A 13,881-nucleotide genomic window follows, 5' to 3' on the forward strand; every position below is an offset into this window, starting at 1 on the left:
TTCCGGAACCGAGGTTATCGTTCCGGAAGGGATTCTCCCCTGGAATAAACCGTCCTGATTTGTAAGTTGTTCTGAAATGACTGGAATCTAACCGGGGCCGCAGGAGATGGAACTGATCACCAATCACTGGGAAATCCTGACAAAATTCGGGGTGGCTATTTTAGGCGCCATACTCATCGGATTGCTGGTGCATTTTGTGTTGTATCGCATTGGAAACCGCCTGAGCAGCAGGACGGAAACCATCATCGACAATGCCATGCTGAAGCATTTTCGTCGCCCGCTGCTCCTGGTCCTTCCTATGCTGTTCCTGCATTTTGTCATTCCTGTTTATCGCACCAGTATCCCTGAGGCGATAGCCGGTGGGATATCTGTGCTGGCGAATATCCTGTTCACCATCGGTATTGCCTGGGTACTTGTGAAAGCAGTATACGTGCTGGAAGAAGTCCTGCTTTCCGAGTTTCGCGTGGATGTACAGGATAATTTAAAGGCGCGGAAAATCCACACCCAGATGCAGCTAGTAAAGAAAATCGTAACCGTACTGGTCGGTATCCTGGCGCTGGCGACTATTTTGATGAACTTTGAGCGATTCCGGGAACTGGGGACCGGAATTCTGGCGTCCGCAGGGCTGGCGGGGATTATCATCGGCTTTTCTGCACAGAAGACCCTGGCGAATCTATTGGCCGGAATTCAGATTGCGATTACCCAGCCGATCCGTCTCGATGATGTGGTCATTGTCGAGGGCGAATGGGGCTGGATAGAGGAAATTACGCTGACCTATGTGATCGTCCGGATCTGGGATTTGCGTCGGTTGGTTGTGCCAATTAGCAATTTTCTGGACAAACCGTTCCAAAACTGGACCAGGGAATCCGCAGATATCCTGGGTACCGTCTTTCTCTATGTCGACTACACTGTTCCCATAGATGAAATCCGGCAGGAACTCCAGCGATTGCTCGAAAATTCGGAATATTGGGACGGCAAGGTCTGTCGACTCCATACAACGAATGCCACGGATAAATCGGTGGAACTACGGGCTTTGATGAGCGCGAAAGATTCGCCCTCTGCGTGGGAGCTCCGGTGCGAAGTCCGTGAAAAACTCATCGATTTTGTGCAGAACAATTATCCGGAAGGTCTGCCAAAGGTCCGGGCGGAATTAGGGTCGCAGCCAGAGATTGAACGCTCAGATCTCGAAAATCAAGGAGAATCACTGTCAGGATAATCAGCCAGAGTTAACAAGTTCTATGGTTTTGTAGTTCTTTTTGCATATCATGTTGATATCGGGTATATCAAATTGATATTTCTCACAGTTGTGAGCTCACGGCGGTTTTGGTAATACCCGGTTGTCTTTTCTTAAATAGCCAGAAAACTTTCCCGAATATGTGACCGTTCTCATACACCTGATAAAAATCATCATCCTTTGATATTGTGGCATCGGATTTGCGTAAATATGCGGTGGAATTGAAACACAAATTGCAAGGGAGGCATAATGAAACAGTTTTTGACGATGGTGGTTATGATGGCGCTAACAATGCCGGTATTTGGGCAAAATCAGCAGACGTTACTGCAGGGGGACATTGACCACGGCGGATACGGCGGGCCGGTTCTGAAAGCCGTCCAAATCGACGGAAGCACGGAGATGATGGTTGGCGGCCGGGGCGGCTGGATTATCAACCACACTTTTGTCCTTGGCGGTGGCGGATACGGGTTAGCCTCAAACCATCCTGCAGGCGAGGATTCCCTCCTGGAACTCGGTTACGGCGGCCTGTATTGTATGGTTATTCTTCAGTCGGATGAAATGATCCACGTAACGGCGGGGTCGATGTTCGGGGCCGGTGGTATCGATCGGCGTCCTGATCTTGAGGACTGGGAAGATTACGATCATAACAATAACGATGGCAATCCGTTTTGGGTGATTGAACCGGAAGTGAATCTTGAATTAAACGTGACCAATTTTTTCCGAATTGGCGCCGGTGTGAGTTATCGCTACGTGAAAGCCATGGATGGATTTGACACAATGGGGATCGAACTCAGCGGTTATGCGGCTAATCTGGAATTCAAATTCGGTGGCTTCTAAATAGTGACCTGGACATGTAAAACACAGGAGATTTCAGCAATGAAAAAAGTAATTGTATTCTTTTGTTTATTGGTAATCGCAATACCATTAATGGGACAGGAGGAGACCCTCCTGGGAGAAGATTTGGAACACGGTGGTTTTGGCGGACCTGTGATCAAAATGACCGCAATCAACGGTGACGGGGCAGTCATGACCGGTGGACGCGGCGGCTGGATTGTGAATCATTCATTAGTACTCGGCGGCGGTTCGTACAGCATGGTTAACGAATTTACTTCCAACGGTCTCGACTACGATTTTGATTACTCCGGTCTGGAGATGGAATACATCGGCCGGCCGATGGACCTATTCCATTACTCGGCATATCTTTTGGTTGGCAGGGGAGACATCAGGCGCCAGACCGACAACGGCAACCTCACCGACTTTCTGAGATCCGATGGTGTTTTTGTTATGGCGCCTGAAGTCAATGCGGTGGCGAATGTGTCCGAGCACTTCCATATGGCGCTCGGCGTTGGCTATCGGCTGGTGAACGGCGTCGATGTCGCTTCGCTCACTGACGGCGATCTCAGCGGACTGTCGGCAACACTCACGTTCGAGTTCGGCAAGTTCTAGCCACAAAATTATACCTATGATTCACAACGGCGGGCTGGTGATATTTCCAGCCTGCCTTTTTTGTTTGTGCGGATTTTGTTGGAATTTCTATACGGGTTTTCCCAGATTTATCATATACTTAAATTTTACCAAAAGACAAATTTATCCAGCGAGGGAGTCAGCATGAGTTTTCAATGGAAGACAGTCAATCCCGGAGGTACACAGAGAATTCTTGTTACAAAGATGCTGCCGGGAGAGCAATGGAAAGATATTTTGGTCGGAAATAATTATCGGCTTGATATCTGTGAATCCCGGGAAATTGTACCCCGGGAAGAAATTATTCAGGCTATGGGATCACAATGTGACGCCGCCATTGGTCAGTTGACGGAATCATGGGACGCCGAACTTTTTCAGGCGCTGCAACAGGCCGGTGGGAAAGCGTATTCGAACTATGCCGTTGGGTACGATAATGTGGATGTCTCCGCCGCTACTGCGGTTGGAATCCCGGTGGGAAATACGCCGGGCGTATTAACTGAAACGACCGCCGAAATGGCGGTAGCGCTGACCTATTCCACTGCACGGCGGGTGGTGGAAGCGGATGGATTTATGCGTAGTGGAAAATATAACGGCTGGCTGCCGGATCTGTTTTTGGGGCAGCGTCTCTGGCGCGGAACATTAGGCGTGATCGGAGCCGGCAGAATCGGCTCCGCGTATGCCCGGATGATGGTTCAGGCAGAGCATATGGATCTTGTCTATTATGACATTCATCGGAATGAGCAGCTGGAGAAAGAAATCAGTGACTTCGGTGCCTATCTCGAATCCCGGGGCGAAGAGCCGGTTTCGGTGACCAGGGCTGAGTCTATCGAGGAATTACTGGATGTGGCAGATGTCGTCAGTCTCCACCCGGTTCTCAATGAGAAGACGCGACATCTCATGACCTCAGAGCGGTTGGCCGCGATGAAAGATGACGCAGTGTTGGTCAACGTGAGCCGTGGACCGGTCATTGATGAAGTTGCGCTGGTGGACCACTGTAATAGTCATCCGAATTTCCGTGTCGGACTGGACGTATTCGAGGACGAACCCGATATGAAACCGGGACTTGCGGAGTTGGAGAACGTAACCATCGTACCGCATATTGCTTCCGCCACACGTTGGACCCGAGAGGGTATGGCTACGCTGGCGGCTTGCAACATCGCTGGGATACTGGAAGGCTACCCCGTCTGGGATGGCGATGAAATCGCACCGTTCCTGGAAGCGAAACCGCCACAGGCTGCTCCGAGTATCGTGAACGCGAGAGAACTCGATATGGATTTTGGTGGGTCGGATTAAACAAGGGAAAGAACCGGAGGGAAGACATGCCGGACATTATACATCAATTGGATATTGACGCTCCACCGGAAAAAATTTATGAGGCGGTAACCACGACGGAAGGTCTCTCGAACTGGTGGGCAGTGGATACGGAAGCCAAGCCTGAAGTGGGAACTGTTGCCCGATTTGGGTTTAATGAGCGTCAGACCGTATTCAGGATGGAAATCGAAGAGCTCGATTCTCCGTCGACCGTGCGGTGGCACTGTCTCGGAGGACATCCGGAGTGGAAGGGAACCGGGATCGAGTTTAATATTTCGGAATCAGACAAAGGTTCCAGTGTGCTTTTCAGCCACCGAAACTGGGAGTCCAAAGACGGCATTTATCCTATGTGTAGCTATGACTGGGCTGGCTATCTGTATAGCCTCCGTATGTATTGCGAAACGGGAAAAGGGTTACCGCATCCGTAAATAACACAGCCTCATTTACGAGGGCAAATGAGGCTGTGTTGATCTTGTTTAGAACCACATGGCACAAGTGTCATCCTGAGCCTGTCGGAGAAGGGGCAGGCATGTGTCAAAATACTTTACTCTACTACCTTGCCGCCTTCTTCTGTGCCCGTTTCAGTATCCGGACTTCAAAGATATTATACAGTGTCGGGATAACTACCAGCGTCAACACAGTCGCCACCGTCAAACCGCCAATGACTGAACGCGCCATCGGCGACCAGGTCTCCGCACTGGCTCCCACTCCGAATGCCAGCGGAAGCATGGCCAGGATAGTCGTTACCGCAGTCATTAGCACGGGACGAAGTCTTCGGCGTCCGCCTTCCAAAATGGCATCGGTCAGTGAATACCCGTGTTTTTCCCGCAGCTGGTTGATGTAATCGATCATTACAATTCCGTTGTTCACCACAATACCGACCAGAAGCATACCACCGATGAGTGCAGTAACGCTCAGGGTGGTCCCCGTGACGAAGAGTCCCCACAGCACGCCGATAAAGGCCAGGGGAATCGTGAACAGGATTACGAAGGGATCCAGGAACGACTCAAACTGGCTGGCCATCACCATATACACCAGGAGTATCGCTGCGAGAATCGCCAGACCAAGCGCCTGAAACGATTCCTGGAAATCCTCGGCGGCCCCACCGAGTTCCCAGCGGAATTCATCAGGAAAGCTCATATCGTTGAGCATAGATTGCACATCAGCCGTGACACTTCGGAGATCCCGGTCGGTGACGTTTGCGCTGACCGCGACCACGCGTTCCTGGTCTTCCCGTTCGATGGTTACCGGGCTTTCATCCCGGTAGATAGTGGCAATCTGTTCCAGCGGGATCTGAAGTCCGGTGGGCGTTGAAATGAACAGGTTGGAGAGATCCTGTTTGCTGTTCCGGAACGGACGCTGCAACTGGACGAAGACGTTATATTCCTCTCCGCCATCCCGGTACTGCGTAGCAATCGTCCCGCCGACATAGCTGGAAATAGAACGCGACACGGCAGCCGTACTCAGTCCGAAGGCCGAAAGCCTGTTCCGATCGAACCGCACCTGGTATTCCGGTTTCCCGACATCGAACGATTTTTGTACATCCACAATACCGTCGATCTTGGCCATCCGTTCCTCAACGCGGGTAGCCAGTTGCCGGCCGATATCCAGATCATGCCCTTTGATTACGACTTCAATATCCCTGCCGCCGAACATATTGCCGCCGCCCTGGCTAAAGGACATCTCAACGCCAGGGAACTTGTCAAAGTAATGCCTGAGAGTATCCTGAATGTCAAACTGGGACCGTTCACGTTCGTCCTGGTCGACCAGCCGCACCATAATTTCACCGGAATTGGCGCTGGCCGTTCCGAACAGGGCGCTGAATCCTTCCCCCGTTCCGTAATTGACGTACACGTTTTCGGCTTCCGGCACTTTTTGCTGAACCAGCCGCTCCATCTCCTGGAAGGTTTTCCGGGTTTCTGCCAGATTCGTTCCCACAGCGCGCTCCACGGATAACTGGATCATACCTTCGTCGGTGTCCGACATAAACTCAGCCCCGATAATCGGGAAGAGTAACAGGGAAATTGCGAACAGGCCGATGGACGTAAAGACGACTGTCTTTCTGTGACTGAGTGCATATTTCAGCGCTGTAAAATAACGATCGTCCAGCCACCTGAGACTTGAGGTTACCCAACCGGTCAGTTTCGTAATAAATTCGGATTTTCGCGCGATGTCGTCCATCCGGAGCATCCGGGAGGCCATGAGCGGAATCAGAGTCAGCGCAACAAACAGACTGGCCGCCAGGGAAAATACGATAGTAACGGCCATGTCGTTAAACAGCACACCGGCAATGCCCGGCACGAACAGGATTGGGACAAAAACCGCAAGAGTCGTGAGCGTGGAGGCCACGATGGCCATACTCACTTCTGATGTACCTTCGTCTGCCGCGGAACGGATCTCTTCACCCTGCTCCCGGTGCCGGAAGATATTTTCCAGCACCACGATGGAATTATCCACCAGCATCCCGATCGCGAGTGCCAGCCCCGCCATCGAGATGATGTTCAGCGTAACGCCAGCCATATCCATCACAAAAAAGGTGGCAATGACCGAAACCGGGATAGAGACGGCGACAATGATAGCACTCCGAATATTCCGGAGGAAAAACAGCAGAACCAAGCCTGCCAGCAGAAAAGCCTGGAGTGCGGTATTGGTCAGGTTCTGAATGGACTCCTCGATGAAACTCGCCATATCGTAAATCACTTCAATTTGCACGTCCGAACCGGCAACATTTTCCAGAGATGGGATAGCTTCCAGCACCGATTCTGTGGCATTCACCGTATTGGCGTCCGACTGTTTCATCACAACGAGAACGACGCTCTCTTTCCCGTTATTTTTTACATAGCTGGTCCGTTCTTTAAACCCGTCCGTCACCTCGGCGACTTGCTCCAGGTGGATGGCTGCCGCGTTTTTTTGTCCGACGACAACCTTCCTGATATCATCCACAGACTGAAACTCACCGTAGGTCCGAACGCTGAACTCGCTCATGCCTTCTTCAATTTGTCCGCCGGGGATCTGGAGATTTTCCATTCTGATGGCGTTGGTAATCTGGTTGATATCCACGCCTTTCGCAGCGAGTTCCCGAGGATCAACCATCACGTTGATTTGACGTTCCAGGCCACCCTGGGCATCCGCAGACGCTACCCCCGGAATCCGTTCGATGCGTGGCTCGATACGCTCCCTGGCAATGCGTCGTAATTCTGCCTGACCGAGTTGTTCGCTGTTCATAGCCAGGAAAGCGATGGGTTGCATCGACGGATCGAACGCAAAGGTGATTGGCTCAGTAACATCGTCCGGAAGCATTTCTCTGACCAAATCGATATTTTTCCGGACGTCGATCTCGGCCTGATCCATATCGGTTCCCCAGTCGAATTCGATGATCAGGATCGAGGTCCCGCTCATGGAGCGGGAATTAATGGTCTCCACATTTTCCACGGAGGTGACCGCTTCTTCCAGCGGGCGGGTCACCACGTTTTCCATATCGTAGGGCCCAACGCCTTCATACTGGGTAATGATCCCGATGATGGGAAAGGTCACATCGGGGAAGAGATCAACCTTTAACCGGCTCAGGGAAAACAACCCGAACCCGATGATGATCAGGAAGAGCATCGTAAACGTGATGCCCCGTTTAATGGATATTCGTGAAAGTATCATATTACCTGATCCTCCTCAACGACTCTGACGCGAGTTGAATCCTGGAGGTTGTTCTGGCCGAGCAGCACCACCGGATCGTTTTCCCGGAGGCCGGAGGTTACTTCCACCATGCCTTCTTCCTCGATACCGATTTCAATAGTGCGGTATTGAGCCATATCGTTCTGGATCGTGTACACATGGTTTTCTCTGGTAATCCGCTGTTGTCCGTCGGCACCTCTGGCCATTTCGGTCTTCTGCAGGATGGCGTATTTCGGAATAACCAGCGCGTTCGGTCGGGTCTCCAACAGAATCTTCACTTCCGCAAACATCCCCGGTCGAAGCAGATAGTCGGAATTCGGGATCTCGATTTCGGTGCGGACCATACGCGACATCGGATCAATCACCGGACTAACTTTAGTGACGGTGCCGTAGAAAACGGTATCCGGGAGCCCATTGACTGTGGTCTGTGCCTGCAGCCCAACCCGGATCTCCGGTGCGTGGCGTTCGATAACATTCACGAGCACCTTCACCGTGTCCATTTGAACTACCGATACCACCGGAGTCTGGGACGCCATGTCCCCGACTTCCAGGAATCGCTGGCCAATCAACCCGTTCAGGGGAGACCGGATGTACGATTCTTCCAACTGGGTTTTTGCCTGGTTCAGCCCTTCCTGCAGCGACCTGACCTGCGCCCGGGTTGCCTCGAGCTGAGTTTTTGTGCCATCGTATTGCTGCTGACTCACCGCATCTTCTTTATATAATCGCTGCATCCGCTGGAATTCGTTCTCCAGGTTATCCAGCTGGGATAGCGCCTGCGCCAGATTTGCCTCGACCTGCTTCACGCGGGAACGGATACTTTCGTTTTGGATCTCAGCGATCAGTTGATCCTGGGTCACCGTATCGCCCATATCAACGTGGAATTTCATAATCCGGTCCGGCACCTTGGAGAATACCCGGACGGACTGTTTGGCGTGAATATCTCCCAGGAGATTCAGCGTGCGATGCACCTCCATCCGCTGAACAGGAAAGACTTCGACGGCGACCACCTCTTCTTCAGCCGTCTCACCGGAGGTATCTTCCGAGCAATTAACCATGAAGGTCATGAGCAGAAGGGAGAGCAAGAGTACTGTTTTTCGATAATACATAACAATTTCCTTATTTATTCATTAAAACGTTGGCGGATTTAATTCGTTGAGGGCTTTCCGCAATTGATCGGCGGCCACGTTATATTGAAGCAAATATTGCGAATAGTTTGATCGGGCCTGCTGAAGAGCCAGCTGAGCATTCAGGACATCCAGCTGGGTGGCAGTCCCTTCCTGATACATCAATTCTGCCAGGCGCAAACTCTCTTCAGCCTGCTGGATTGTCTGGGTCTGGGAATCCAGCTTTTCCCGGGCGTCCACCAGGGAGTAATAGGCCGATTCCACTTCAGCCGCGATCATGTTCCGGACTTGCTGTTCCGTATCGTTTACCTTGCGTAATTCAACTTTTGCCTGTTGGACGCCGGCATAGTTCGAGCCGCCTGAAAACAGGGGAATGGAGAGTGACAAGCCGCCGGACACGCTCCGGATGAAATCCTCATTATCCAGGTTCAGGTCATCCTCCTGCATCTGGTGCTGAAGGTTGGCAGACATAGCAAGCGTCGGCATGTACTGGGCGCGGGCGATATCCAGACTCTCCTTTTGCATCGATCGTTGTAGCCGGACGTTGACCATTTCCAGGCGTTGATCGAGCGCCAACTGCTGCAGGGCAGCCAGAGAGCTGTCGGCCCAATTCGTCCGTTTCTGGGTCAGGCTGCCGGACACCGTAATCGGAGTCTCTCTGTCCAGTCCAATGGTCGTGCGGAGTCCCGTGAGCGCCTGATCGTGCCGGTGTTGGGCGGCGATGAGCTGCGGTCGGGTGTTGGACACCTGCACCTGTGCCCGGAGTAGATCAAATCCGCTGGCTGTGCCGACATCCTTCTGTTTTTGGACCTGCTCGTAGTTCCGCTGGACATTTTGCAGGGCTTCTTCGGCCACCGCAATTAATTCTTTGGTAAACAACGCGTTATAATACGCCTGCCGGACTTCCAGTAGAATCTGCTGTCGGGTGATCTTTGCCTGGTTCTCCGATACTTGTTCGCCGAACCGCGCCATTTGATAACCGGAATAGATCGAGCCTCCGCGGAACAGCGGCTGTTGTAATTGCAGACCAGCCGTGATATTCTCCTTGCTCCCGGCACGGAACGATTGTTTCTGTCCGCCAAAATCGATGGTAAAAATCGGGAGCTCAAAATTGTGGTTATAGTTCGTATAGGCATTCAGCCGGGGGAGTAAATTCCCACGAGCCTGCGCAGCTTGTGCGGAGGCTTTCCGAATGTCTTTTTCCGCCGATTGCAGGCGTGGATTTTTCTCCAGCGCAATCTGCTGGGCGGAGTTCAGGGTAATAGTTAGCGTGTCTGGCGGTGACTGGGCTTGTACCGGACTAAAAGTCAGCATCAGCATGAACCACGCCAGTAGGAAATGACCTGCGAATTTCATCAATTGTGCTCCTCCCTGGAGGATGCATCCAGTTTCTGGTTGTTAGCAATTCCGTATAAAAGAATATCCATGAGCTCATCGGCAAACTCGTCGGAAAGCAAGGTACGCTTGGAATGAAGCTGCGTGACGATGAAAATATTCATAATCCCGAGAAACATCATTCCTACCTTCATCGGATTCAGGTCGGGGTTAAATTGGCCCCGCTCCTGGCCGGTGCGTACGAAATCCGAAAATTTTCGAAATTCCCGGCCGGTATCCAGCATCGCCGGGCGACCGGCGGTCAACCCTTTTTCATTGATGTTCTTCCCGATTGTATCGTATAAAATTTTGACTACATCAGGATTCTCGAGACAATACCGGAAATGGGATCGCATGATGTCTCGGAGTTGTTTATCCGCCGGCTGGTTGGACTGGTACACCTGCTCATGGATTTCTGCTGCGTGTCTGAAGGCCGTTTGGATTAGCGTTCGATGAAGATCTTCTTTGTTTTCAAAATAGTAATAGATAACCGGTTTGGTTACGTCAGCTGCTTCGGCGATTTCCCGGACGGATACGCCGTTGTATCCATGATTGGCAAAGAGGTTTGCTGCCACTTCGAGAATTTTTTCACGATTGGCCTGGTTCCCGTTTTCTGCTGGTGTCACGTATAATTCCTTTCTTTACTTACCGGTCGGTAAGATATGCGATCCGGCAAGTATCAGCAAATCTTTTTTGCATTCTGGATGTAAAATATTGGTATAAGTTTTAAGGGGCGGATCTAAAACCGTCTTGTCTTTTTTACACAATGCCCCTACTTTCTCGTTCTGTGAATCATGTAAACTACCACATGAAACAATATCTGATCATTCTGGCCGCTGTAGCCCTGCTTATGACAGGGTGTGCAGCACACTCTACCATTTCACCCGATGTGCTTGAGCCAGGCGAAAAAATGCGGACGGTTACCGTAAGCAGCGAAACAATTCTCCCGGTGATTACTTGGCGGCGGGGACTAAGTGAGCGGAGCGACTTCGGGTTCCATCTGGGGATTCCACTCTATGGCACAGGTATTGATTATACGTATCAACTTCGCGAGAAGCCGCGAAGTGGTGGGGATATCATAAATTTTGGGGCATTTTTGACACCCAATACCAACCTGGATTTTACGTATTATAAGGTGGCTACCCTGGGAAAACAGGGGAATACCCATCCGTATTTTGGCTGGCGAATTATGTATATTCCCAGCGGAATTTCCGGCGAGAACAGTACCCGGTTTGGATTCCTTGCAGGGCTCAGACTCAATAACCGGTTTGGCGTGGAACTCGGGTATTTTCACGATTTTGAGGAAACAGACAATTGGTGGTACGATGATACCGTACTGGCCACCGAAAAAAATCCGCTTACTGGTTTCTCGTTGCGGGTGACCTTTGTCAGGGATTTCCTGCGAAAATGAGAGGTTTGGGAGGGAACTCCCTGGGATGTGATGTGTACAACAAGTCCATCTCATCAATGGGATAGATGATAAAAAGCCTTGATTTCAAAGGGGCTGCCGTGTAATATTAACCAAAATTCTATGAATGACCTAGACTCACATATCCGAATCCATCATTTATTAATAGTCTTTTATCTCTGCCTGCTTACCATGCCGCTGATGGGGCAGGACTATATCACGAACTATTCCGCAGAGTATTCCGCACAGGAAAACGGGATCGTCATTGCGTGGGAAACCGGGAACGAGGATGGTGTGAAGCAATTTCAGGTCGAGCGTAGCGTGAATAATAGTTCGTTTGATGTTGTGGATGATGGAGTGGTTCTGGCAAAAGGCGAACCGTCTTACTACGAAATCATTGATACTTCTGATATGTTTCAAAAGCCGGATGGCGGCAGCTTCCTTTCCGGGCGGGTCTATACCTACCGGATTCGGATTGTTTTTACCGATAAAACGTCAAGCATCACAGAGAATATTCAGGTTTCACCCAAGATCTCAAGTACCCACCATACCTGGGGTACTATCAAGGCGATGTTTAAATAAGGTACCGTGCCCAGGTCCTTCCTGGCTTTTCCCTCCTGAATTGTTATTGCCCTCCACAGTTTTTACCTTTTTACGATTGGAAAGAAAAATAAAAAACTACTGTAAGATTTCTCGAAACTTCTCATTTTCAAACGCATTAAATGAAAATGCTTAAAATGAAAATTACTGCAGGACCTTTGGAACCAAGGAGGCGTAGATGAGAAAAACACTTTCGCGTATTTTTCTGGGAATTAGTCTGTTTAGTGTTGGATTTATTGTCGCGTTAATTTTGCTATCTGATTTCGAGTGGACCCAGCAGGGCCAGGCAGCAGGACCGGAACCGGTGATGAATGTATCCAAGTCCGAGTCCGAGCTGGATTCGGATTCGCAGAATGCCGTATTATCTCTGAATAAAGCATTTGTCGATATTGCAGAGAAAACAACCAAATCAGTCGTGACTATCCGGACGACAAAAGTAGTAGAGCATCCACAACTGAAAAATTCACCGTTCGAAGAGTTCTTTGATCGGTTTGGCCCCAGAGAAGAATTTAGAACTCGGGCATTGGGATCCGGGGTTATCGTAAGTGACGATGGATATATTCTGACCAACCATCATGTAATATCCCAGGGTGAAGAAATTATGGTCAAACTCAAGGATGGTCGTGAATTCCAGGCCGAAGAGGTCAAGAGTGATCCCATGACCGATATCGCCGTCGTGAAGATTGACGCGGATGATCTCCCCGCTATCCAGATTGGTAATTCAGAGGAGTTGAAGGTTGGAGAGTGGGTCCTGGCTATCGGAAGTCCGTTTTCCGAACAACTACAGCACACAGTCACGGCCGGCATAGTCTCGGCTAAAGGGCGCACCGACGTGATGAGACGGCGGAATCGGGATTTATACGAAGATTTTATTCAGACAGATGCCGCAATCAATCCCGGAAATTCCGGTGGTGCGCTGGTTAACCTGTATGGACAGCTAGTAGGTATCAACACTGCTATTGCCACCAGAAGCGGCGGTAATCAGGGAGTCGGATTCGCAATTCCCATTAACATGGCCACGAGAATCATGAACGACCTAATTGAAAGAGGACGCGTTGTCAGGGCATGGCTTGGTGTCCGGATTCAGGACGTCGACAGTGATATCGCGAAATCCATGGACATGGACCGGCCGAACGGAGCCGCAGTGCTTGAGATTGTTGAGGATAGTCCCGCGGCTAACGCAGATCTCCAGGTTGGCGATGTGATTACCGCTGTGGATGGTAAACAAATCCGGAACAGTAGTGATCTCCGGACACGGATTGCCAGCCGAGAACCCGATACCAAGCATAAGCTGACTATTATACGGGAAGGGAATGAAAAGACGGTCACCGTGGAACTCGGCGAGCTACCGGAAAATTTAGCCAGCAGGAGCGAAGCGCCGGAGGAAGATGAAATATCCGACTTTGGAATGACGCTCCAAAATATTACTCCACAGATGGCGCAACGATTTGAACTGTCGGTCGACGTCGGGGTACTTGTCACCGAAGTCGAACGGGGTTCACCTGCAGCAGAAAAGAATATTCGACCGGGCCACGTAATAACCCATGTCGGATTGAACAATCCTATAGAAAATGTGGAAGAATACCGGCAGTCCATTTCAGAGTACGAACCGGGTGAGTCGGTTCTCCTGGTAGTGCAGGCAGGCGATAATTCCTTCTTCGCGGGATTTACCATCCCTGAAGAATAACACCTTAGTCCAC

Annotated in this window: 12 protein-coding genes; 8 read left to right on the top strand and 4 right to left on the bottom strand. The window is 50.8% G+C overall.

Annotated elements, in window-relative coordinates:
- Positions 1–106: 106 nt before the first annotated feature.
- From K9N57_15635 to K9N57_15655, 5 genes are all read left to right on the top strand, one after another.
- On the top strand, positions 107–1,216 hold the full coding sequence (locus K9N57_15635; GenBank protein MCF7805616.1) for a mechanosensitive ion channel family protein: 1,110 nt from the start codon (positions 107–109) through the stop codon (positions 1,214–1,216).
- A 267-nt stretch (positions 1,217–1,483) separates the two neighbouring features.
- Positions 1,484–2,071, top strand: coding sequence for a hypothetical protein (locus tag K9N57_15640; GenBank protein ID MCF7805617.1), 588 nt, complete (start codon positions 1,484–1,486; stop codon positions 2,069–2,071).
- Positions 2,072–2,110: 39 nt separating this feature from the next.
- The gene (locus K9N57_15645; protein ID MCF7805618.1) at positions 2,111–2,680 is read left to right on the top strand and encodes a hypothetical protein; all 570 of its coding nucleotides are present in this window, start codon (positions 2,111–2,113) and stop codon (positions 2,678–2,680) included.
- Between the two features lie 162 nt (positions 2,681–2,842).
- Positions 2,843–3,988 carry a D-glycerate dehydrogenase gene (locus tag K9N57_15650; protein ID MCF7805619.1) on the top strand — a complete coding sequence of 382 codons (1,146 nt, stop codon included), beginning with the start codon at positions 2,843–2,845 and terminating at the stop codon, positions 3,986–3,988.
- 26 nt (positions 3,989–4,014) lie between these two features.
- Complete coding sequence (locus K9N57_15655) at positions 4,015–4,434, top strand: SRPBCC domain-containing protein (GenBank protein MCF7805620.1); 420 nt, start codon at positions 4,015–4,017, stop codon at positions 4,432–4,434.
- Between the two features lie 124 nt (positions 4,435–4,558).
- Here K9N57_15655 and K9N57_15660 read toward each other — a convergent pair whose 3' ends face one another.
- The 4 genes from K9N57_15660 to K9N57_15675 are packed head-to-tail and all read right to left on the bottom strand — an operon-like array spanning position 4,559 to position 10,799.
- Complete coding sequence (locus K9N57_15660; protein ID MCF7805621.1) at positions 4,559–7,657, bottom strand: efflux RND transporter permease subunit; 3,099 nt, start codon at positions 7,655–7,657, stop codon at positions 4,559–4,561.
- Positions 7,654–8,781, bottom strand: coding sequence for an efflux RND transporter periplasmic adaptor subunit (locus K9N57_15665; GenBank protein MCF7805622.1), 1,128 nt, complete (start codon positions 8,779–8,781; stop codon positions 7,654–7,656). The genes K9N57_15660 and K9N57_15665 overlap by 4 nt, the downstream gene beginning before the upstream one ends.
- 21 nt (positions 8,782–8,802) lie before the next feature.
- A complete protein-coding gene (locus tag K9N57_15670) occupies positions 8,803–10,155 on the bottom strand; it encodes a TolC family protein (GenBank protein ID MCF7805623.1) in 1,353 nt (450 codons plus the stop codon).
- Positions 10,155–10,799, bottom strand: a complete 645-nt coding sequence (locus K9N57_15675; GenBank protein ID MCF7805624.1) for a TetR/AcrR family transcriptional regulator — start codon at positions 10,797–10,799, stop codon at positions 10,155–10,157. Before K9N57_15675 ends, K9N57_15670 begins: the two co-directional genes overlap by 1 nt.
- 182 nt (positions 10,800–10,981) lie before the next feature.
- Between K9N57_15675 and K9N57_15680 the strand changes: the two genes are divergently transcribed.
- The 3 genes from K9N57_15680 (at position 10,982) to K9N57_15690 (ending at position 13,868) form a co-directional block, all read left to right on the top strand.
- On the top strand, positions 10,982–11,584 hold the full coding sequence (locus tag K9N57_15680; protein ID MCF7805625.1) for a hypothetical protein: 603 nt from the start codon (positions 10,982–10,984) through the stop codon (positions 11,582–11,584).
- 120 nt (positions 11,585–11,704) lie between these two features.
- On the top strand, positions 11,705–12,163 hold the full coding sequence (locus K9N57_15685; GenBank protein MCF7805626.1) for a hypothetical protein: 459 nt from the start codon (positions 11,705–11,707) through the stop codon (positions 12,161–12,163).
- Positions 12,164–12,359: 196 nt separating this feature from the next.
- Positions 12,360–13,868, top strand: a complete 1,509-nt coding sequence (locus K9N57_15690) for a DegQ family serine endoprotease (protein ID MCF7805627.1) — start codon at positions 12,360–12,362, stop codon at positions 13,866–13,868.
- The last annotated feature ends 13 nt before the right edge of the window (positions 13,869–13,881 follow it).

The organism is Candidatus Neomarinimicrobiota bacterium, from assembly GCA_021734025.1.
Lineage (GTDB): Bacteria > Fidelibacterota > JAANXI01 > JAANXI01 > JAANXI01 > JAANXI01.

What these genes read in the sequence shown, in the direction of transcription:
- K9N57_15670 (MCF7805623.1), bottom strand. Translation starts at nt 10,155, where the DNA reads ATGAAATTCGCAGGTCATTTCCTACTGGCGTGGTTCATGCTGATGCTG.
- K9N57_15650 (MCF7805619.1), top strand. Translation starts at nt 2,843, where the DNA reads ATGAGTTTTCAATGGAAGACAGTCAATCCCGGAGGTACACAGAGAATT.
- K9N57_15680 (MCF7805625.1), top strand. Translation starts at nt 10,982, where the DNA reads ATGAAACAATATCTGATCATTCTGGCCGCTGTAGCCCTGCTTATGACA.
- K9N57_15685 (MCF7805626.1), top strand. Translation starts at nt 11,705, where the DNA reads ATGAATGACCTAGACTCACATATCCGAATCCATCATTTATTAATAGTC.
- K9N57_15635 (MCF7805616.1), top strand. Translation starts at nt 107, where the DNA reads ATGGAACTGATCACCAATCACTGGGAAATCCTGACAAAATTCGGGGTG.
- K9N57_15660 (MCF7805621.1), bottom strand. Translation starts at nt 7,657, where the DNA reads ATGATACTTTCACGAATATCCATTAAACGGGGCATCACGTTTACGATG.
- K9N57_15690 (MCF7805627.1), top strand. Translation starts at nt 12,360, where the DNA reads ATGAGAAAAACACTTTCGCGTATTTTTCTGGGAATTAGTCTGTTTAGT.
- K9N57_15645 (MCF7805618.1), top strand. Translation starts at nt 2,111, where the DNA reads ATGAAAAAAGTAATTGTATTCTTTTGTTTATTGGTAATCGCAATACCA.
- K9N57_15655 (MCF7805620.1), top strand. Translation starts at nt 4,015, where the DNA reads ATGCCGGACATTATACATCAATTGGATATTGACGCTCCACCGGAAAAA.
- K9N57_15640 (MCF7805617.1), top strand. Translation starts at nt 1,484, where the DNA reads ATGAAACAGTTTTTGACGATGGTGGTTATGATGGCGCTAACAATGCCG.
- K9N57_15665 (MCF7805622.1), bottom strand. Translation starts at nt 8,781, where the DNA reads ATGTATTATCGAAAAACAGTACTCTTGCTCTCCCTTCTGCTCATGACC.